General features: G+C 75.1%; 16 protein-coding genes. 5 read left to right on the top strand and 11 right to left on the bottom strand.

Annotated elements, in window-relative coordinates:
* Positions 1-5 precede the first annotated feature (5 nt).
* Positions 6-971 carry a carbohydrate ABC transporter permease gene (locus QFZ62_RS07285; protein ID WP_307503608.1) on the top strand — a complete coding sequence of 322 codons (966 nt, stop codon included), beginning with the start codon at positions 6-8 and terminating at the stop codon, positions 969-971.
* Between the two features lie 11 nt (positions 972-982).
* Positions 983-2,371 carry a sugar ABC transporter substrate-binding protein gene (locus QFZ62_RS07280; RefSeq protein WP_307503606.1) on the top strand — a complete coding sequence of 463 codons (1,389 nt, stop codon included), beginning with the start codon at positions 983-985 and terminating at the stop codon, positions 2,369-2,371.
* A gap of 65 nt (positions 2,372-2,436) precedes the next feature.
* Here QFZ62_RS07280 and QFZ62_RS07275 read toward each other — a convergent pair whose 3' ends face one another.
* From QFZ62_RS07275 to QFZ62_RS07260, 4 genes are all read right to left on the bottom strand, one after another.
* Positions 2,437-3,522 (bottom strand): LacI family DNA-binding transcriptional regulator, encoded by a 1,086-nt coding sequence (locus QFZ62_RS07275; protein ID WP_307503603.1) that lies wholly within the window; start codon positions 3,520-3,522, stop codon positions 2,437-2,439.
* Positions 3,523-3,579: 57 nt separating this feature from the next.
* Complete coding sequence (locus QFZ62_RS07270; RefSeq protein ID WP_307503601.1) at positions 3,580-4,830, bottom strand: Gfo/Idh/MocA family protein; 1,251 nt, start codon at positions 4,828-4,830, stop codon at positions 3,580-3,582.
* 183 nt (positions 4,831-5,013) lie between these two features.
* Positions 5,014-6,912, bottom strand: coding sequence for a LamG-like jellyroll fold domain-containing protein (locus tag QFZ62_RS07265; RefSeq protein ID WP_307503598.1), 1,899 nt, complete (start codon positions 6,910-6,912; stop codon positions 5,014-5,016).
* 90 nt (positions 6,913-7,002) lie between these two features.
* Positions 7,003-7,317 carry a hypothetical protein gene (locus tag QFZ62_RS07260; RefSeq protein ID WP_307503596.1) on the bottom strand — a complete coding sequence of 105 codons (315 nt, stop codon included), beginning with the start codon at positions 7,315-7,317 and terminating at the stop codon, positions 7,003-7,005.
* Between the two features lie 68 nt (positions 7,318-7,385).
* On the opposite strand from QFZ62_RS07260, the gene QFZ62_RS07255 reads away from it, so the two are divergent.
* Both QFZ62_RS07255 and QFZ62_RS07250 read left to right on the top strand, forming a co-directional pair.
* Positions 7,386-7,991: a cyanamide hydratase gene (locus tag QFZ62_RS07255; RefSeq protein ID WP_307503594.1), complete on the top strand. Its 606-nt coding sequence runs from the start codon at positions 7,386-7,388 to the stop codon at positions 7,989-7,991.
* Positions 7,988-8,284: a hypothetical protein gene (locus QFZ62_RS07250; protein WP_307503591.1), complete on the top strand. Its 297-nt coding sequence runs from the start codon at positions 7,988-7,990 to the stop codon at positions 8,282-8,284. The genes QFZ62_RS07255 and QFZ62_RS07250 overlap by 4 nt, the downstream gene beginning before the upstream one ends.
* Before the next feature lie 34 nt (positions 8,285-8,318).
* Here the strand turns inward: QFZ62_RS07250 and QFZ62_RS07245 are convergent, their stop codons facing one another.
* The 5 genes from QFZ62_RS07245 to QFZ62_RS07225 form a co-directional block, all read right to left on the bottom strand.
* On the bottom strand, positions 8,319-10,424 hold the full coding sequence (locus tag QFZ62_RS07245; protein WP_307503589.1) for a YhgE/Pip family protein: 2,106 nt from the start codon (positions 10,422-10,424) through the stop codon (positions 8,319-8,321).
* A complete protein-coding gene (locus QFZ62_RS07240) occupies positions 10,421-11,086 on the bottom strand; it encodes a hypothetical protein (protein ID WP_307503587.1) in 666 nt (221 codons plus the stop codon). The genes QFZ62_RS07245 and QFZ62_RS07240 overlap by 4 nt, the downstream gene beginning before the upstream one ends.
* On the bottom strand, positions 11,083-11,754 hold the full coding sequence (locus QFZ62_RS07235) for a TetR/AcrR family transcriptional regulator (protein ID WP_307503586.1): 672 nt from the start codon (positions 11,752-11,754) through the stop codon (positions 11,083-11,085). Before QFZ62_RS07235 ends, QFZ62_RS07240 begins: the two co-directional genes overlap by 4 nt.
* 108 nt (positions 11,755-11,862) lie before the next feature.
* Positions 11,863-12,378 carry a hypothetical protein gene (locus tag QFZ62_RS07230; RefSeq protein WP_307503583.1) on the bottom strand — a complete coding sequence of 172 codons (516 nt, stop codon included), beginning with the start codon at positions 12,376-12,378 and terminating at the stop codon, positions 11,863-11,865.
* Between the two features lie 204 nt (positions 12,379-12,582).
* Positions 12,583-13,680, bottom strand: a complete 1,098-nt coding sequence (locus QFZ62_RS07225; RefSeq protein WP_307503580.1) for a helix-turn-helix transcriptional regulator — start codon at positions 13,678-13,680, stop codon at positions 12,583-12,585.
* Between the two features lie 293 nt (positions 13,681-13,973).
* Here QFZ62_RS07225 and QFZ62_RS07220 point away from each other — a divergent pair, with 293 nt between their 5' ends.
* Positions 13,974-14,177: a hypothetical protein gene (locus QFZ62_RS07220; RefSeq protein ID WP_307503578.1), complete on the top strand. Its 204-nt coding sequence runs from the start codon at positions 13,974-13,976 to the stop codon at positions 14,175-14,177.
* 69 nt (positions 14,178-14,246) lie between these two features.
* On the opposite strand, the gene QFZ62_RS07215 is transcribed toward QFZ62_RS07220, so the two are convergent.
* Positions 14,247-17,309 (bottom strand): SMC family ATPase, encoded by a 3,063-nt coding sequence (locus QFZ62_RS07215; protein WP_307503575.1) that lies wholly within the window; start codon positions 17,307-17,309, stop codon positions 14,247-14,249.
* The gene (locus tag QFZ62_RS07210; RefSeq protein ID WP_307503571.1) at positions 17,309-18,466 is read right to left on the bottom strand and encodes an exonuclease SbcCD subunit D; all 1,158 of its coding nucleotides are present in this window, start codon (positions 18,464-18,466) and stop codon (positions 17,309-17,311) included. Before QFZ62_RS07210 ends, QFZ62_RS07215 begins: the two co-directional genes overlap by 1 nt.
* Positions 18,467-18,585 lie beyond the last annotated feature (119 nt).

The following is an 18,585-nucleotide window of genomic DNA, read 5'->3' as shown; positions in this document are numbered from 1 at the left end:
CCGTCATGACCCAGCTGCAGAGCCCTCCCGTCGCGCCGCCCCGCCCCGTCGAATCCGACGTCCCCCCGGGGAACCCCCGTCCGCCCCGCCCGCGCCGCCCGATCCGGTGGGGCCGCGTCGCCGCGTGGGTGGTCATGGCGATCCTCATCGTCGTCACGGTGTTCCCGTTCTACTGGATCCTCCGCACCGCCCTCTCGGGCAACGGCGCGCTCTACGGCAACGCCTCCTCGCTCCTGCCGGTCGACTTCACCTGGAACGGCTTCCTCCGCGTCTTCGGCGCCCAGTCGGTCGACGACGCGATCGCCGACGGCGGATCCGGCGCCAAGCTCGACTTCTGGCGCTACCTCGGCAACTCCGTGATCGTCAGCACGACCGTGACCGTGTGCCAGGTCTTCTTCTCCGCGATGGCGGCCTACGCGTTCTCCCGCCTCGTCTGGCGCGGACGCGACTTCGTGTTCGGCTTCTTCCTGCTGTCGCTCATGGTGCCCGTGATCTTCACCCTGCTGCCGAACTTCCTGCTCGTGAAGCAGCTGGGGCTCATCGACACCCTGCTCGGCATCATGCTGCCGTCGCTGTTCATGACCCCGTTCGCGATCTTCTTCCTCCGGCAGTTCTTCCTCAACGTGCCCAAGGAGGTGGAGGAGGCGGCGCTGGTGGACGGCGCGAGCAAGCTCGCCATCTTCTTCAAGGTCATCATCCCGATGTCCGCGGCGCCCATCGCGACCGTGAGCATCCTCACCTACATGACCAGCTGGAACGACTACTTCTGGCCCCTGATGGTCAGCTACACCGACGACTCCCGCGTGCTCACCGTGGCGCTCGGGGCGTTCAAGTCGCAGAGCCCTCAGGGCGGGCCGGACTGGTCGGGCCTCATGGCCGCGACGCTCGTGGCGGCCCTGCCGATGATCCTGCTCTTCGGGGTCTTCGCCAAGCGCATCGTCAACAACATCGGCTTCAACGGCATCAAGTGAGGACCACGACCATGTCGACGACGACATCACGCGCCCCCCGTCCCTCCCGACCGCGACGAGGACCACGGCGGATCGCCGCGGCGATCGCGGCGGCGGCCTCCTTCGTCGCCCTGTCCGGCTGCGCCGCGACGCCCGGGGTCGCCGCGGGCACCACCGCGGTCGACTACTGGCTGTGGGAGTCGCTGCAGCTGCCCGGATACGAGAAGTGCGCGGCCGCCTTCGAGGCGGAGAACCCGGACATCGACATCCGCATCACGCAGTACGGCTGGGCCGACTACTGGCAGAAGCTCACCGCGGGTCTCGTCGCGGGGGCCGGGCCGGACGTCTTCACCGACCACCTCACCAAGTACCCCGAGTTCGTCAGCCGCGGCGTGATCCTGCCGCTGGACGACTTCCAGGCGACCGCGGACATCGACCCGGCCGACTACCAGGCCGGGCTCGCCGAGCTCTGGGTCGGCCAGGACGGCAAGCAGTACGGGTCGCCGAAGGACTTCGACACCATCGCCCTGTTCTACGACGAGGCCGTGCTCGAGGAGGCCGGCATGACGCCCGCCGACCTCCAGGGGCTCACCTGGAACCCCGAGGACGGGGGGACGTTCGAGCAGGTGATCGCGCACCTCTCCGTCGACGCGAACGGCGTCCGGGGGGACGAGGAGGGCTTCGACCCGGAGGACGTCGTCACGTACGGGCTCGGGTCCAACGGCGCCGGCGACACGAACGGGCAGACGCAGTGGTCCTGGCTCGCGGGCGCCACCGGGTGGGAGTTCACCAACGAGCCCGTGTGGGGCGACCAGTACAACTACGACGACCCGCGGTTCAAGGACTCCATCGCGTGGCTGTTCGGGCTCGTCGACAAGGGCTACCTCCCGTCGTACGAGCGCGTCGGGACGGCGCCGAACCTCGTGCAGCAGCTCGGTGCCGGCCAGGCCGCCCTCGTGGCGGACGGGTCCTGGACGATCTCCAGCTACGCCCGCCTGGAGGGCGTCGACCTCGGCATCGCGAGCGTGCCCATCGGCCCCGTCGGGCATCCCGTGTCCATGTACAACGGCCTCGGCGACTCCATCAGCGCCCAGACGGACGCGCCGGAGGAGTCGTCCCGCTGGGTCGCGTTCCTCGGCTCGGACGCCTGCCAGACCATCGTCGGCGAGGAGGGCGTCATCTTCCCCGCGCGACCGGCCGGCACGGAGGCGGCCATCGCGGCGTTCGCGGACAAGGGCTTCGACGTGCAGCCGTTCACGGACCTGGTCGACGACGGCGACACGATCCTCTTCCCCGTCACGAACAACGCGGCGGAGATCCTCTCGATCATGAAGCCCGTCATGGACAGCATCTACATCGGCAGCGAATCCGTCGACTCGCTCGACCAGGTCAACGAGCGCGTCAACCGGCTGTTCGAGTGACGCGGAGGCCGGCAGGCGCCCAGGAGCGCCTGCCGGCCTCCGCGCGGGTCCGGTGAGCGGGAGCGTCAGCGGTCGGGACCGCCGGCGGCGGGAACGCCCGCGTCCGGAACGCCGGCGTCCGGACCGCTGGCGTCCGGACTCGGGCAGCCGCACGAGCGCCCGATGACGAGCGTCGGCGTGAACGACGCGTGATGCGGAGCCCGCCCGGTCGGCGCGGCCGTCAGGCGGGCGACGGCCTCCTGCGCCATCTCCTGCACCGGCTGTCGGACCACCGTCAGCTGCGGGACCGCGTACCGGGCCTCGTCGGTCCCGTCGAAGGAGACGACGGCCACGTCCTCCGGCACGCGGAGGCCCAGCTCGTGCAGCGCCCGGAGCGCGCCGCTCGCCTGCATGTCCGAGCTCGCGAAGAGGGCGGTCGGGCGGTCGGCGCCGGCGAACAGGCGGAGGGCGCCCGCGTACCCGCCACCTCGGGTGAACGGCTCGCGGGCCAGCGGACCGTCGGGGAGGCGGGCCGCGCGCGTGGCGTCGAGCCACCCCGCCTCGCGCGCCTCGCCCTTGCCTCCGGTCTGCCCGATGATGAGACCGACGCTGGTGTGCCCGTGCGCGAGCAGGTGCTCCACGCCGAGGCGCGCCCCCGCGCGCGCGTCCACGCCGACGGTCTCCCATCCCTCTCGGCCCGCGAACGTGTTGAGGAGGACGACGGGGATGTCCAGGGCCGGGAGATCCAGGGCCGACGAGGTGTGCTGGACCGTGCTGACGATGATCCCGTCGACCTGACGCGCGACCAGCGACTGGATGAGGGTGCGCTCGCTCGCCGGGTCGCTCTCGCTGTTGACGAGCAGCACGGCGTACCCCGACCGCGCGGCGTGCTGCTCCACCGCGATCGCCAGCTCGGCGAAGAGCGGGTTGCCGATCTCCGGCACGACGAGCCCGAGCATCTGCGTCGACCCCATGCGGAGCGCCCGCGCGCTGGCGTTCGGCCGGTAGCCGAGCACGCGGATCGCCTCGCGCACCCGGTCGGCCGTCGCTGCCGCCACGGGTCGCGGGCCGCCGTTCACGACGTAGCTGACGACCGCCGTGGAGACGCCCGCGTGCCGGGCGACGTCGGCGCGCGTCACCTGACCACGGGCGCGGGGTGCGGGGTCCGGCATGCGACCCACCTCCCCGAGCCCGTCAGGACGCTGCGATCCGTCGCCGGATCAGCGGGATCAGCGGGAGCTCGGGGCGATCCTATCCGCGTCGTCGGATCCGCCCGGCACGGGGACGGGGTCAGGAGCGTCGCCGAAGTCCGGCACGTCGAGGCGCTCGCCGCCGCGCAGGGCCGACTGGTGGGCGACGATGCCGGGGAGCGTGTACCTCGCCGCCACCCAGGCGTTGACCGGCGGCAGCGTCCCGTCCACGACGGCGCGGATGAAGTCGTCGACCAGGAAGTGGTGGCTCCCCTCGTGGCCGCTCGGCATGCCGTGGTACACCTCCGGCAGGCGGTCGACGTCGTGCACCGGGGCGTAGCCGGACACGAACGACTCGCGCAGCTCGGGGGCGATGTGCGCGAGGGAGGGGTCGTCGAGCGACATGCTCGGCTGCGTCGTCAGCTCCTCGCTGATGTCCGTGACGTCCGACTTGTCCTGCCAGAAGCTCACGGTCGCCGTCTGCTCGAAGCTGGCCTCGGTGCCGAAGTAGCGGAACCGGGACTCGCGGATCTGCGACGGGTAGCCGACCCTCCGCATCTCGTTGATGCGCATCACCCCGCCGCCGTCGAGCTCGAACAGGGCGCTCGCGTTCGAGAAGTCGTTGTCGAACTGGCTCACCTCGCGGTCGAACACGCCGTCGCCGCGGTCGTCGCGGACGCCGATGCAGCTGACGCTGACCGCGTGACCGGGGATCGCGCCGAGCACGCCGCCGATGGAGTGCGTCGGGTAGTGCATGGGCGGGTAGCTGGCGGTGCGCTTCCAGTCCTCCCCGCCGCTGTACTGGTACGCGGCGTAGAAGCCGAGGTCCATGTCGTGGACGTAGTCGCCCTCCGCGTAGAAGACGCGGCCGAACGCGCCCTCGGCGACCTTCTTGCGCGCGAAGACCGTGGCCGGGTTGTAGTAGCTCGTCTCGCCCATCATGTAGGTGAGCCCCGTCGCGCGGACGGCGTCGATGATGTCGGCGATCTCCTGCTCGGAGACGGCCATCGGCACCGCCGAGTACACGTGCTTGCCGGCGTGGAGGGCGCGGACCACCAGCGGCCCGTGCGTCCACCGCTGGGTGAAGATCGCGATGGCGTCCACGTCGGACTCGAGCAGTGCGTCGAACGAGTCGACCGCCCCGTCGAGGCCCTCGCGGGAGACGAGCTCGTCCGCGCGTTCCCGGAGCAGGTCGGTGACGATGACGCGGTCGACGTCGGGGTGGACCTTGAAGAGGGTGGCGAACTGCCCGGCGAACTGCCCGGCGCCGACGATGCCTAGCGAGACCATGCGTGGTCGTCCGATCTGGAGCGGCGGTGCTCCGTCGAGTGCGAGCGGCTGCGGGGTGGTGCTGAGCGCCCCCAGCAACCGTGGTGGCACCCAGCATCGCACCGGGATCTACTCGTGTAAACCCTGATCTCGGGATGCGCGGACGGAGTGCGCGCATGAGCCGCGTCAGGCCGCCCCGCCCCCTCAGGCGTTCATGAACTCCGAGGGCTTCAGCGCGCGCTCCACGATGCGCACGTCGCCGATGGATCCCGGGTACACGTGGTCGAGCTGCCCGCCGTAGTGGTTGGCGCCGACCAGCCACGACCTGCCGGCGGACGCGAGCCCGCGATTCGGCGTCGTCGGGTTCCGCACGACGGGGTTCCCGTCGACGTACATCGTCGTGTGCTGGCCGTCGTTGACCACCGCGACGTGCCACCAGGTGGCCGCGGGCAGCTCGTGCGACCAGTTCGTGAGCGATCCGTCCTGGCTGGTCGGGTACACCGCCCACTGCATCTCGCGGCTGCCGGACACGGTGAGGACCACGGCGGGCTCGTCCGGGTCGCCCGAGGAGGTCGCCTTGCCGGCGTCCTTCGCGGAGGCCGACTGGGAGATGATCGAGCTCCAGGCGTCGCCGCCGCCGTAGCCCTCGGGGATCCGCAGGTAGGCCTCGAACGTGTAGCCACGGCGGAAGGTCGCCGCGTCGAGCGGGGCCCCGTCGACGGTGCGGAGGTGGTCGCCCGTGGCCTTGCCGCCCGTGAGCGACAGGCTGCCGGCGCTCGGCGAGTCGTCGTGGTGCTCCGCGGAGAAGCGGAGCGATCCGGGCGCGGCACCCGCGCGGTCCGCCACGACCAGGTCGTTGCCGTGGCCGGAGGCGTCGGGGATCCGGGTGGCCGGGCCGAGCGCGGATCCGTCCGGCTGCCCGTCGAAGCGCCAGTACGCGACCGTGCCGGGCACGAGCATCTGCGCGGCGGGCCGGACGGGTCGCACGGGCACCGGCGCGAAGCCGGCGAACCGCTGCTCGAAGTCGACCGACACGGTGAACCGGTCGACGTCGCCGGAGAGGCGCGCCTCCTCGTCCGCCAGCTCGTTGCCGGTGCCGAGGCCGCCGCCGAGGATGAAGGGCGAGAGGGTCTCGACGTCGATCGCGTTCCGCTCGAGGTCCACGTGGTACAGCCGGATCATCGCGGCGCCGCCGTAGTAGCGGTCCTGGTAGTTGACGAGGTGCATGTCCACGTCGTGGCCCGCGCGGTTCCGCATGGTCGTCCGGCCGGGCTTCCAGTAGTGGCCGTTGAGGGTGAGGAAGATCTGGTCGTGCTGGGAGATGAAGGAGTCCCAGAGGCCCTGGCCGTAGCCGTCGAGGAGGGCGGATCCGTCGGGCCGGGAGTCGACGATGGCGTGCGCCGTGAGGATCACCGGCAGGGTCGGGTGCGCCGCCAGCACGCCGCGCGCCCACTCGACGCCGCGGGCGCTCGTGCGCCAGTCGAGCGCGAGGACGAGCCAGTCGCGGCCGCCCGCGGTGAAGGTGTGGAAGCTGTTGTAGCCGTCGGGGCTGGATCCGCGGAAGCTCGGCGACTTGGCGAACCGCTTCGGGCCGAACGCGTCGAGGTAGGGGGTGCGGCCGCGCTGGTCGTCGCTGTCGCCGGGGACGTCGTGGTTGCCCGCGAGCACGCTCCAGGCGGCGCCCGCCCGGTCGAGGAGCGTGAACTGGGCGCTCGCGGCCTGGACCTCGGCGGCGGCGCCGTTCTGGGTCACGTCGCCGAGGTGCGCGAGGAACACGATGTTGTGCCGGTCGCGCTCGGCGAGCACGTAGCGCAGGGACGCCTCGAGCGGCTCCGGGTGGATCGCGGCACCGTCGAAGAGGTACTGCGTGTCGGGCAGCACGGCGATCGTGAAGCGGGGTGACGCGGTGTCGGTCCGCCACCGGCCGCCGGGGCCCTGCTGCGCGGGCGGCGCCTTGGCGGCGGTGGCGGCGAGGGGGGCGCCGGCCGCGGGCAGCGCGCCGCCGAGGCCGGCCACGCCGAGCGCGCCGGCGGCGCCGCTCGTGATGAGGAAGCCGCGGCGGGAGAGGGCGGAGGGTGAGGCGTTCTCGGGGTCCTGGGTCACGTGTCGCGACGGTATGCGGGGGAGGTGAATGCGATGCGGCGGCAGGGTGGACGGGCGGCGGCCGACGGTGCGCGGCGGGGAGACCGCGGTTCAGGGCCCGGCGACGAGCACCACGGCCGCCAGGAGCGCCGGCACCCCGCCGAGGAGCACGGCGGCGCCCGCGACGAGGAGCGCGAGGTCGGCACGCGGGATCCACCCGTTGCGGCCGGCCCGGAGCCCGGCGACCGCCCGCAGCGACAGCGCGACGGCGACCGCTCCCGCGACGGGGATCACCGCGAGGGGCAGGAGGCGTCCGCCCGCGGATCCCCAGGCCGGGAGGAACGCCACGGGCACCGCGACCACGGCCGCCGCGAGGGCGACGAGCGCGGCGATGCGCCGACGGCGGTCGCGGCGGCTCGGATCCATCGGGCCAGCCTAGGAGCGGGGCGCGCCACCGCCTCCCGTCGCGCCCGCGGCCCGTGCCAGCATGGGCCATGCGCATCGCCGACTTCCCCGTGCCCGACACGGTCGCCGCCCGGGGCGCCCTCGAGCTCGCCACCTCGTACCAGTCCGCCGCGATCACGGCCCACGGGATCCGCTCGTGGCTGTGGGCGGAGGCGTTCGCGGTGGTCGACGGGCTGGCCGGGGTCGACCACGAGATCCTCTACGTCTCCGCCGTGCTGCACGACATCGGCACGGTCGCCGAGTACGACAACCACACCGTCTCGTACGAGCACGCGGGCGGGCACGTGGGCGTCGCGCTCACCGCGGGCGCCGGCTGGCCCGCCGCGCGCCGGCAGCGCGTGCTCGACGCGATCGTGCGGCACAACTGGCCGTCGGTGGATCCGGAGCTCGACGTCGAGGGGCACCTCCTGGAGGTCGCGACCGGGCTCGACATCTCCGGCGCCCGGCCGGACGCGCTCCCCGAGGAGTACCTGCGCGAGGTGCTGCGGGCGCATCCGCGGGGCGCGCTCGCCGCGGAGTTCGGCGCGTGCGTGCGCGACCAGGCGGAGCGGAAGCCCGGCACGGCCGCGCGCCGCCTCGTCGACGGCGGCCTCGTGGGGAAGCTCGCCGCGAACCCGCTGGAGCGGCTCGCGTGAGCGGCCGATCCGGGGCGCGGCTCGCACGGCGGCTGCTCCAGGTCGTGGCGGCGCTCGCCGTCGTGGGCGGGGCGCTCGTGATCGTGCGGTCCGCGAGCCAGCCCGTGACGTTCGGGACGTTCGCGTACGCCCCCCTGACCGGCGAGGCCCTCCTGGCGCAGGGCGCGCACGTCGTGTCGACCACGACGCTCGTGGCGGCGGCCGTGGTCGTCGTCGGGCTGGTCCTGCTCGCGTTCGCCGCGGGGGTGCGGGCGGGTGCCCGGGCCGCGGGCGGCGACCCCGACGGCCGCTGACGCCGCCAGCCCGTGCCGCCCGACGGCCCGCGGATCACCCGATCAGCGACGGCCGCAGGTCCCGCAGGGTCCGGTGCGACGTGATGCGGATCGCCCCGGCCAGCGCCACCGCGAGCCCGCCGACGAGCCACAGCGCGAGCACGCCCGCGTCCTGCGCCGCCTTCCCGAGGTCGCCGCCGTACATCAGCTGGCGGAGCGCGTCGACCGCGAAGCTCATGGGCAGCACGTGGTGCAGCGCGGCGAGCGGCCCGGGGAGCGTCTGCCAGGGGAACGTGCCGCCCGCGGTGACGAGCTGCACGACCATGAGCACGAGGCCGAGGAACTGGCCGACGCTGCCGAGCAGCACGTTGAGCGCGAGGATGATGGCCGCGAACGTGATCGAGGCGAGCACCATCGTCCCGTACATGGCGAGCGGGTGGGCGATCCGGAAGCCGAGCGCTCCGGCCACGATCGCGTAGAGCCCCGCCATCTGCACGACGCCGAGGAGCGCGGGCGTCAGCCAGCCGGCGAGCGTGACCTTCAGCGGCGCCTTCCGGGCCGTGATCGCGCGGCGGGACAGCGGCTTCACGATGAGGAACAGGGCGTAGATGCCGATCCACGCGGCGAGGCTGATGAAGAACGGCGCGAGCCCGGCGCCGTACTCGCCGGCCTCGGTCACCGCGTCCTGGCGGAGGGCGACGGGGTCGCCGATCGTGTCGGCCTGCGCGTCGCGCTGGGTGTCGGTGGACGCGGGGATCCGGTCGAGGCCCGAGTCGAGGCCGTCGCGCAGCGTCGTGGCGCCGTCCTGCAGCGTGCCGAGGCCGGACGCGAGCGAGGCCGCGCCGTCGGACGCGGAGTGCGCACCGGTCGCGAGCGTCGCGCTGCCGTCGGCAGCTTGGGCGATCCCGGAGGCGAGCGCGGGAGAGGCGGCGGCCAGCGCATCCGCGCCGTCCGCTACCTGGCGGCTGCCGGTCGCCAGGGTGCCGGCGCCCTGGGCGAGCGCGGCGGATCCCGTCTGCAGCTTCCCGGCGCCGTCGGCGACCTGAGCGCTGCCCTGGGCGACCTGCTCGCTGCCGGTCGCGAGCTGCGTGAGCTGGGCGCTCAGGCCGTCGGTCGTCGCGGCGGCGTCGGTGATGCCCTTCCCGAGCCCGTCGAGGCGCGCTAGGGCCTGGTCGATCTCGGCCTGCGGGATCCCGGCGGCCGTCATGCGCGCCACGATCGCGGCGCGGATGGCGGGCACCTCGGCGGCGAGGTCGTCGGCGCCGGCGGAGGCCGTGGATCCGAGCGCGGCGATCTGCCGGTTCCCGTCGGCCACCTGCCGTGCGCCGTCCGCGACCTGCTGCGCGCCCGGGGTGAGCGCGGCGGCGCCCGTGGAGAAGTCGGTCGCCCCGGTGGAGAGCGTGGCCGCGCCGTCCGCGACCTGGTCCGCGCCCGTCGCGAGCTGCCGCGTCTGCGCGGGGAGCTGCGCCGTCCCGGAGCGGAGCTGGCCGAGGCCGGAGGAGAGCGCGTCCGCGCCGGTGGCGAGCTGCCCGTTGCCGGCCGCGAGCTCGTCCGCGCCGGAGCGCGCGGTGGCCGTGCCGTCGACGAGCTGCTGCGCGCCGGACGCGGCGTCGCCGAGGCTCGAGCGCACGTCCGCGAGCCCGAGGAGGAGCTTGCCCGCGGCCTCGGTGCCGACGCGCGAGGCGACCGACTTCGTGATCCGGGCGCCCGCCTGCTGGGCGATGGTCGTCGCGAGGTAGCTGTTCGCGTCGTCGGTGGCCATGACCACCCGGGCCTGCTGCGGATCCGCGCCGGAGGAGGACGCGAGCGCGTCCGAGAAGCCGGCGGGGATCGTCAGCGTGAAGTCGTACGTGCCGTTCTCGAGGCCCGTCCGCGCCTCGGCGGAGGAGACCTCGTGCCAGTCGAAGGAGGCGTCCTCGAGCACGTCCGCGGCGACGTCGGTGCCGTAGTCGACCGGCTTCCCGTCCACCGTCGTGCCCTGGTCGGCGACGACGAGGGCGGCGGGCACCCTGTCGAGGCTGCTGTACGGATCCTGGTTCGCCCACAGGTACAGGCCGCCGTAGAGCACGGGCACCAGCACGAGCGCGACGAGCGCGACCTTGGACATGGTGGTGGCGGTGAGGCGCGTCAGCTCCGCGCGCACCAGGGGGAGGAGTCTCATCGGGTCTGCGTTCCGTCGATCGAGGGGGTGGGGTCGGGGGCGGCGATCGCGTCGTCCGCGGGCAGGGCGGCGATCGCCTCGGCGGCGGCCTCGCTCGTGACGACGAGGACGCCGGTGCCGGATCGGGCGAGGTCGCGGAGGACGCGCATCCACTCGGCCACCGCGCCGCCGTGCCGCTCGGGCGAGGTGACGACGACGGCCTCGACGCCCGCGCGGCTGGCGGCGAGCGTGGCGAGGAGGCGGATGCGGGCGACTGCGGGGAGGGCGGAGAAGGGCGCACGGGCGAGCTCGGCGAGGCCCTGGTCGTCGAGGATCACGCCGACCTCGTGCCGTCCGGAGCGGTGCCCGGCGAGGGCGAGCTCCTCGGCGACCACCGCGCGGAGCGACACGTCGTCGGCGGGCTCGTTGACGCGCGGGGTGTCGACCAGCGCGACCCGCTCGGCGATCCGGGCGGCGACGCCGGGGGAGTCGTCGCCGTCGAGGGCGAGGGACCCGCCGTCGACGCGCATCCGGCCGGACGCGACGAGCGACAGCACGGTGGGCCGCAGCTCGGTCTCGGCGACCGCGACCACGGGTCCAAGCCCGCCGTAGGAGAGGGAGACGGCGGGCAGGGCGGGCGCGGGGCCGTCGCCGACGCGCGCGTCGGTCAGCGTGACGATCATCGGCCCGCCTCCCGCGCGGGCGCCGACGTCACGCGGGGCGCGGCCTCGCGCAGCTCCGGGGTGGCGGCGATGAGGTCGCCGGCCGCGCGCCAGTCGAGCCCGCAGAGGGCGAGGGAGGTGAGGATCACGAGCGTGTGCCCCTCCGCGCGGCCGATGTCGCTGCGCGTGGCCTCGTCGAGCACCGCGAGCGCGCCGCCCTCGACGAGGCGCGCGAGGGTCGGTGCCGGCATGTCGCCGCGCAGCTCGCCCGCGGCGATGCCGCGCTCGACGACCCGCAGCAGCTCGGCGCGGAGCGGCGCGAGCTCGGCCGCGACCTCGCGCGCGAGCGGCCCGCGCACGGCGACCCGCGCCATCACGCGCACCTGCTCGACCTCGGCCCAGAGCCGCGCGCCGATGAGGGCGACGTGGACCCGGCTGTCGGCGTGGGTGATGCCGGCGAGCGACTCGACGATGCGCCGGGCGCCGCGCTGCAGCACCTCGCGGACGAGGTCGTCGCGCGTCGCGAAGTGCCCGTAGACGGCGCGGCGGCTGAGGCCGGCGACGCCGGCGATGGTCTCGAGGGAGGCGTCCGGGTCGCGGTCGAGCGCGACGACCGCGGCGGCGAGGAGGGCCTGGCGGTTGCTCGCGGCGTCCCTGCGGGGCGCGCGTGCGGAGGCGAGGGAGGTCATGCCACCAGGATAGCGATCCTGCACACCAGTGTGCAACATCGGGAGGAGCGGATCACGCGATCCCGCGGCCGGGGCGCCGGGGAGTGCCCGGACGCCCCGGCGTGCCCGTCACATGCAGTGCGATCGGGTGGGGATGAGCAGGTCGTACTTCCAGTCGCCGGCGCAGGGGGTCCCGACGGCGCTGATCACCTGCTCGAAGACGAACTTGCGCACGCTCCCGCAGAAGGCGCGCAGGCGTCCGCAGATGGCCCCGGCCGCGCCCGTCGCCAGCGCCGCGAGGATCACCTCCTGCTCGTCGTGGGTGAGGATGACGTAGACGAGGTCCTTGAAGTTGAAGCCCAGCTTGAAGGCGCTCGTCCGCAGCGGGTCGATGGCGGGGTCGGCCGTCGTCTGACCGCTGGGCAGGTCGAGCGCGCGCGATGCCGCGGGCACCACGTGCTGCTGGCTCGCGGCGACGTGATGATGCGCCTCGGTCGCCTGTGCGCTCACGGTGCCGCCGGCGACGAGCGCCGCCGTGGTGACGAGCGACGCGGCGAGCAGGGTCGCGCGATGGCGGGCTCGAGGGGCGGGTGCGGAGGACGGCCGGGCGGTGGCGCCGCGAGAGGGCTGCTGTGTTCGGAACATGGTGGTTCTCCTGTCCTGGAGATGACCATCACCTCCGGGGTCAGGCTCGCCGGTGACGGCGCTGCTCGTTCAGCTCCTGCACAGGTCGGTCGAGCACGCGTCATGGCGGCTCGGGCGCGCGGCTCTCGGGTCTCCGGTACCCCGACTCCCCGCGCACGGGGCGGGCACGCTGCCCGTCCTGCAGGTGCGGCGGGTGAGCTCGGGTCAGCTGCGGAGGGTCTCGCTCGGCAGCTCGCCGAAGGCCTGCGCGTACGTCGCCGCGAAGCGGCCGAGGTGCGCGAAGCCCCATCGCTCGGCGATGCTCCGCACGGTGGTGGCGGTGGGCTCCGCGTCCCGCAGCTGCGCGCGCACGCGGCGGAGGCGGATCCCCCGCAGGTACTCAGTGGGCGTCTGCCCGTGGTGGCGGCGGAGCGCGAGCTGAAGGACCCGGGTGGAGATGCCGGCGGCGCCCGCGGCCTCGGCGGGCGTGATCGGCAGGTGCGCGTTGTGGTGCAGGTACTCGACGGCCACGCGGATGTGGGCCATGCGCGGCGCGCGCAGCTCGTCCGGCAGGTCCACGTCGTCCCACGGGAAGAGGCGCAGGGTCGCCCGGGCGAGCGCGAGGTCGGCCTCGAGGCGCAGCAGCGGGGAGGCGTCGGGATCCGTGATGACGGGGGCGGATGCGGCGAGCGCGCGACGCCACACGGCGGCCGTCTCGGCGCTCGGCACCCGGCGGTTCTCGAACAGGATCGGCCGCGCGGGTCCGTGGTGGAACTCGGTGGCGGTCTGCTCGAGGAAGCCGGCGTCGAGGTGCACGCAGTTCTGGCGCGTCGCGGTCGCCGTGTACGGGAAGGGGCGGCCCGTCGGGAGGAGGAACGGGAGCTGGCCCTGGTTCGAGAACGCGCGCGAACCGCGATCCACCGTGATCCGGCCCTCGAGGAACCACGTGACGACGTGCTCCGACATCCGGGCGCCGTCGGCCCAGTGCGGACCGGCGGACCGGAAGGTGCGGAGGGAGACGCGCTCGCTGCCGAGGGTCGCGTACCGGTAGGAGAAGTCCGACCGGCGGTCGCGGGCGAAGCGCATCCCCTCGAGCACGGGCGCGAACCGCGCCGATGCCTCGTCGGTGTCGTCGCCGGAGAAGACGCTGCGGAGGAACGGCGCGTCGAGGGCGGCGGCGGCGGCCTCGTCGGGTGACAGGGCGGCGGCGGGCGTGGTCGCGGGGGTCCCGTCGGTCCCGTCCTCGTCGAGGGGATCGGGGGTCGGCGTGCCCGACGGGCGCGAGGAGTCCCTCGTCCTGATGGGGGTCGGCGTGGTCGTCATGGTCCTGTGTTCTCCGGGCGTCGGTCGTGTCCGCCCTCCCGCTCATCATGCATGGTGCTCCCGAGAGAGGCGGCCTCCGGCCGTTCCCCGGAGGTGGCAGGTGCTTCGGCGCGGGCGCGCGGCCGGGCGGGGCGACGCTCAGCGGATAGCCGGTATGCGAACGAAGGTCCCCCGAGGGCTTGCGCTCCGCTGGCCGGCCGGGTGTGAGAGAGCGCTCCCGCACTCCGGATCCGCTCGGCCGGGCCGCCTAGGCTCGGCATCGCCCATCCCCGCACACATCCGAGAGGCGCCGCATGACGAGCGACCGGTCCCTGGCCTTCATCCTGCTGCGCTCGTGCCTCGTGATGGTCGCCCTCGGCGTCGTCACCGTGCAGACCGGCGGCGGCCTCGGCGCGGTGGGCGTCGTCGCGTTCGTCCTCGCCGCGGGCCTCGGCGGCGGTGCGACCTTCTACTGGCGGCGGCACCTCGCGGCCAAGCGGCGCGACCCCTTCAGCTGATCCCGCGCGGCAGTCGGGTCGGCGGATCCGAGTGGCCCGGCGGATCCGCGCGGCCCGGCACCCCCGGCGTCAGGCCGGGTCGGTCACCGTCGAGGTGAGGGTCGACGACCCGTCCGCGCGCCGCCGCACCTCGATCCGGTCCGCGACGCGCTGCTTGAGCTCCTCGACGTGGCTCACGATGCCCACCGTGCGGCCGTCGGACGACAGCCGCCCGAGCTCGGACATGACGGCGTCGAGCGTCTCCGGATCCAGCGTGCCGAAGCCCTCGTCGACGAAGAGCGTGCCGAGCTGCAGGCCGCCCGCCTCCGCCTGGACCACGTCGGCGAGGCCGAGCGCGAGGCTGAGCGACGCGTAGAACGTCTCGCCGCCGGAGAAGCTGGCGGGCTCGCGCACGCGGTCGACGACGTGGTCGCGGATCTGCAGGGCGAGACCCGTCTTCCGCGACCGGCTCGTGGCCTCCCGCTCCTCGCTCACCTCCAGCTCGTAGCGGCCGCTCGACATGGTCCGGAGGCGCGCGTTCGCGGCCCGTACGACGTCCTCGAAGCGGCGCAGGAGCACGTACGTGCCGAGCGTGACGCCGCGGCTGTTCTCGGGGGTGGTCGCGTTCGCGACGTCGGACATGCGGATCGCGGCGCGCGCCCGGTCGCCCGCCTGCGCGCTCTCACGGCGGGCGGCGTCGTGCCGGGCCAGGGCGGACGCGCTGCGGTCGGCGCGGTCGCGGGCCCGGGCGGCGCGCTCGGCGCTCGCGCGCGCGGCGGCCTGGGCGGCGTCGAGGGCGGTGCGGGCGGCCTCGGGATCCGCGTCCTCGGCGCCCGTCAGCGACGCGACCTCGGGATCCACCAGCCCCTCCGCGACGACGGCCTGCTCGCGCTCGTGGGCGGCGACGCGGCGTGCGCGGGCGTCGAGCTCGGCGGCGGGCAGGGCGGCCGCGCGCGCCTGCTCCTCCGTGGCGAAGGACCGGTCGGCCAGCGCCTGCGCGAGCTCGACCGCGCGCGCCGCGGCGTCGGCGGCCGTGCGTTCGCGGGTCGTGGCGAGGGCGATGAGGCGCTCCACGAGGGCGCGCTCGTCGGCCCGATCGGCGACGAGCGCCGCGACGCGGGAGGGCGCGCCATCGGCGGCGTCACTGTCATCGTCGGCGGCCTCTGCCTCGACCTCGACCTCGGCCTCGGCCTCGGCCTCGTCCGCGTCCTCGGCGGCGAGGACCGCGCGCACCGCCGCCTCGTCCTCCGCGCGGAGCTCGCGGGCCCGGATCACGCGCTCGCGCAGCCCGGACAGCGCGGCGCGGGCGTCGTCGCGGCGCGCCCGGATCCGCTCCGTCTCCGCGTCGTGCGCGACGAGCGCCGCCTCGGCCGTGCGGAGCGCACCCCCGGCCGCCTCGGCGTCGGCCAGGCGCGCGCGGCGGTCGGCGACCGCCGCGTCGGCGGACTCCGCGGTGATCCCGTCGAGCGCGGCCGCCTGCACCTCGTGCCGCGCGGTCTCCGCGGACAGCGCCGCGACCGCGTCGCCCTGCGCCCGCTCGGCCCGTGCGCGGGCCTCCGCCGCCGCCTCGATCTCGTCGTCGTCCGGGTGCCCGGGCGCGCTCGGGGCGGGCAGCGGGTGGTCGAGCGCGCCGCACACCGGGCAGGGATCGCCGTCCCGCAGCTCCCGCGCCAGCTCGCCCGCGAGCCCCCGGATCTTCCGCTCCCGCAGCTCCGCCTCGTGCCGCACGGCGGCCGTCGCCTCGGCGGAGCGCGCGTCGACGGCGGCGCGGGCGGCGAGTTTCCGCGCGTCGAGCTCCCGCAGCTCCGTCACGCGCCGCCGGATCGCCTGCGCCTCCGCGAGGGCCGTGCCCGCCGCGTCGACCCCGCCCGCGGCGGACGCGGCGGCATCGCGCGCCTCCACCCGCGGGATCCGCCCGGCCGGCCGCTCCGCGAGCGCCGCCTCGGCCGCGTCCGCCGTCGCCTCGCGGGCCGCGACCGCCTCCTCGGCGGCACGCACCTCGGCCCGGCGGCGCGGCAGCCCGCGCTCACGCTCCGCGGCGTCGGCCAGCGTCGTGAGCTCCGCCACCAGGGCGTCGCGCCGGTCGGCCAGCGAGGCCGCGGTCGCGTCGGCGAGGGCGGGCCGCTCCGCGCGGCAGGCGACCCGGGCGTCGGCGTCGGCGTCGGCGGCCGCGGATCGCGCCGCCTCCGCCCGGTCGCGCGCCGCCAGCGGGCCGGCGACCGACGCCGCGCGCCGCGCCTCCTCCACGCGCTCGGCCAGATCCGCGATCTCCGCCGCCGCGTCCCGCAGGGCCTCCTCGCGCTCCATCAGGGCGCGTCGCCGCGCGAGCGCCCGGGTCACGCGCTCGGCGTCGGCGAGGCCGGCGGCCGCGTCGCGCCGGATCCGCTCGTCGTCCTCGCGCGCGTCCTCGGAGGCGTCCGCCAGCTCGGCCAGCAGCCGCACGGTGTCAGGGGCGTCCGCGATCTCCAGCGCGTCCACCCGCGTCGCCTCGCGGAGCCCGGTGAGCGCCTCCGCGACCCTGGCGTCCGCGGCGTCGGTGCGCTGCTTCGCGGCCGTGCGCATCTCGGTGAGCTGCTTCGCGGTCCGCTCGTACAAGGCCGTGCCGAACAGCGACTGCAGCACGAGCCGCCGCTGCTCGCCCGTGGAGCGCAGGAACTCGGCGAACTCGCCCTGCGGCAGCACGACGGTCTGCACGAACTGCGCGCGGGTCAGCCCGACGACGCGCGCGATCTCCGTGCCCACCTCCTGCGTGCTGGTGCCGACGACCTCGCCGGCGTCGGCGTCCGGCGACGACAGCCGGATGAGCGTCGCGGTCGCGTTCTGGTTCGTGGTGCCCGTGCCGCGCGCCTTGGGCCGCTGGTGCTGCGGGCTCCGGCGCACCCGGTGGATCCCCGCGGCCGTCTCGAAGACGAGCTCCACGTACGGCTCCACGCCGGGCGCCGCGTGGTGGCTGTGCAGGCGGTCGCGGCTCGACCCGTCGCTCGCGAGCGACCCGTACAGCGCGAAGACGACGGCGTCGATGAGCGTGGACTTGCCGGATCCGGTGGGCCCCTCGAGGAGGAACAGCCCCGAGCGCCCGAGCTCGGCGAAGTCGATGACGTGCGCGCCGGCGAACGGGCCGATGGCCTGGAGGGTGAGGCGGTGCAGGTCCATCAGGCGCTCCGGTCCGCGGCCAGCGCCTGCTCGTAGGCCTGGCGGAGCACGAGCGACTCGGGCTCCGTGGGCGGCGCCCCGGTCGCGTACGCGACGAAGTCGGCCGTGACCTCGAGCGGATCCGTGGTGGCGTCGACCACGCGCGACCGCACGCCCTCGACGCGGCCCTCGGGCTCGTGCAGCACGACGAGCGCGTGCGGCAGCGCCTCCCGCACGCGCGCCACGAGGTGCGGCGGGTGCACGGGATCGGTGACGTGCACGCGCACCCAGGCGTCGGCGAGGTCGGCGTGCCGCCCGTCGACGATCTCGGCGAGCGAGCCCGTGACCTCGGCCAGCCGCCGCGGCACGGGCGCGTCGATCAGCTCGACCGACGTGGATCCGTCGCCCGCCAGCTCCACGAGCGCGCTCGACTTCCGCTGCCGCCGCTCCCCGAACGAGAACGCGAGCGGCGAGCCGGAGTACCGGATCCGCGGCCGCTCCGCCCGCACCTCCTGCGCGCCGTGCAGGTGCCCGAGCGCCACGTAGTCGGCCCCGTGGAACGCCGACGCCGGCACCTGGTCGAACCCGCCGACCCGGATGTCCCGCTCGCTCTCGCTGGGCTCCGCCCCCGTGACGAACGCGTGCGCGACGACCACGACGCGCGCGTCCGGGCGTCCGGCGGCGTCCGCCCGCACCCGGTCCATCGCGGCGCCGAGCACGGCCTCGTGCGAGCGCGGCAGGGGAGGGGCGCCGTCGGCGGCGAGCGCGGCGCGCACGGCGTCCGGGTCGAGGTACGGCACCCCGTAGAACGCGACGGGCCCGTCGGCGTCGTCGATCACGACCGGCACGTCGAGCGACTCGGTCGACGCGAGGATCCGCAGCCCGTCCCGCAGCAGCGCCGATGCGAAGCCGAGCCGGGCCGCCGAGTCGTGGTTGCCGGGCGTGACGATGACGGTCGCGAGCGCGCTCAGCCGCCCGAGCGCCTCGGAGAGAAGCCGCACCGTCGGGACCCCGGGCACGGCGCGGTCGTAGACGTCGCCCGCGACGAGCACCACGTCCACGTCGCGCTCGCGCACGAGGTCCACGAGGTGGTCGAGGAAGGCGGCGTGGTGCGCGTGCAGGTCCTCGCCGTGGAGGGTGCGCCCGAGGTGCCAGTCGCTCGTGTGGAGGATGCGCACGCGGGTCCTTCCTCGGGGCTGGCGGCGGTGCCCGTCACGCTACCCGAGGGCGCCGACACGGCCGGGCCGGCGGTGCCCCTCCGTTGGACGCGTCCGACCGGGAGGGCCGGGGGGGCATC

It is taken from the genome of Clavibacter sp. B3I6, assembly GCF_030816895.1.
Lineage (GTDB): Bacteria > Actinomycetota > Actinomycetes > Actinomycetales > Microbacteriaceae > Clavibacter.
Note: the sequence above shows the minus strand (reverse complement) of the source record. Positions and strands in the feature narration are given on the sequence as shown.

Excerpts from the sequence above, each read along its gene's own strand:
- QFZ62_RS07285 (WP_307503608.1), top strand. The coding sequence starts at position 6 with ATGACCCAGCTGCAGAGCCCTCCCGTCGCGCCGCCCCGCCCCGTCGAA.
- QFZ62_RS07280 (WP_307503606.1), top strand. The coding sequence starts at position 983 with ATGTCGACGACGACATCACGCGCCCCCCGTCCCTCCCGACCGCGACGA.
- QFZ62_RS07275 (WP_307503603.1), bottom strand. The coding sequence starts at position 3,522 with ATGCCGGACCCCGCACCCCGCGCCCGTGGTCAGGTGACGCGCGCCGAC.
- QFZ62_RS07270 (WP_307503601.1), bottom strand. The coding sequence starts at position 4,830 with ATGGTCTCGCTAGGCATCGTCGGCGCCGGGCAGTTCGCCGGGCAGTTC.
- QFZ62_RS07260 (WP_307503596.1), bottom strand. The coding sequence starts at position 7,317 with ATGGATCCGAGCCGCCGCGACCGCCGTCGGCGCATCGCCGCGCTCGTC.
- QFZ62_RS07255 (WP_307503594.1), top strand. The coding sequence starts at position 7,386 with ATGCGCATCGCCGACTTCCCCGTGCCCGACACGGTCGCCGCCCGGGGC.
- QFZ62_RS07245 (WP_307503589.1), bottom strand. The coding sequence starts at position 10,424 with ATGAGACTCCTCCCCCTGGTGCGCGCGGAGCTGACGCGCCTCACCGCC.
- QFZ62_RS07240 (WP_307503587.1), bottom strand. The coding sequence starts at position 11,086 with ATGATCGTCACGCTGACCGACGCGCGCGTCGGCGACGGCCCCGCGCCC.
- QFZ62_RS07235 (WP_307503586.1), bottom strand. The coding sequence starts at position 11,754 with ATGACCTCCCTCGCCTCCGCACGCGCGCCCCGCAGGGACGCCGCGAGC.
- QFZ62_RS07230 (WP_307503583.1), bottom strand. The coding sequence starts at position 12,378 with ATGTTCCGAACACAGCAGCCCTCTCGCGGCGCCACCGCCCGGCCGTCC.
- QFZ62_RS07225 (WP_307503580.1), bottom strand. The coding sequence starts at position 13,680 with ATGACGACCACGCCGACCCCCATCAGGACGAGGGACTCCTCGCGCCCG.
- QFZ62_RS07220 (WP_307503578.1), top strand. The coding sequence starts at position 13,974 with ATGACGAGCGACCGGTCCCTGGCCTTCATCCTGCTGCGCTCGTGCCTC.
- QFZ62_RS07215 (WP_307503575.1), bottom strand. The coding sequence starts at position 17,309 with ATGGACCTGCACCGCCTCACCCTCCAGGCCATCGGCCCGTTCGCCGGC.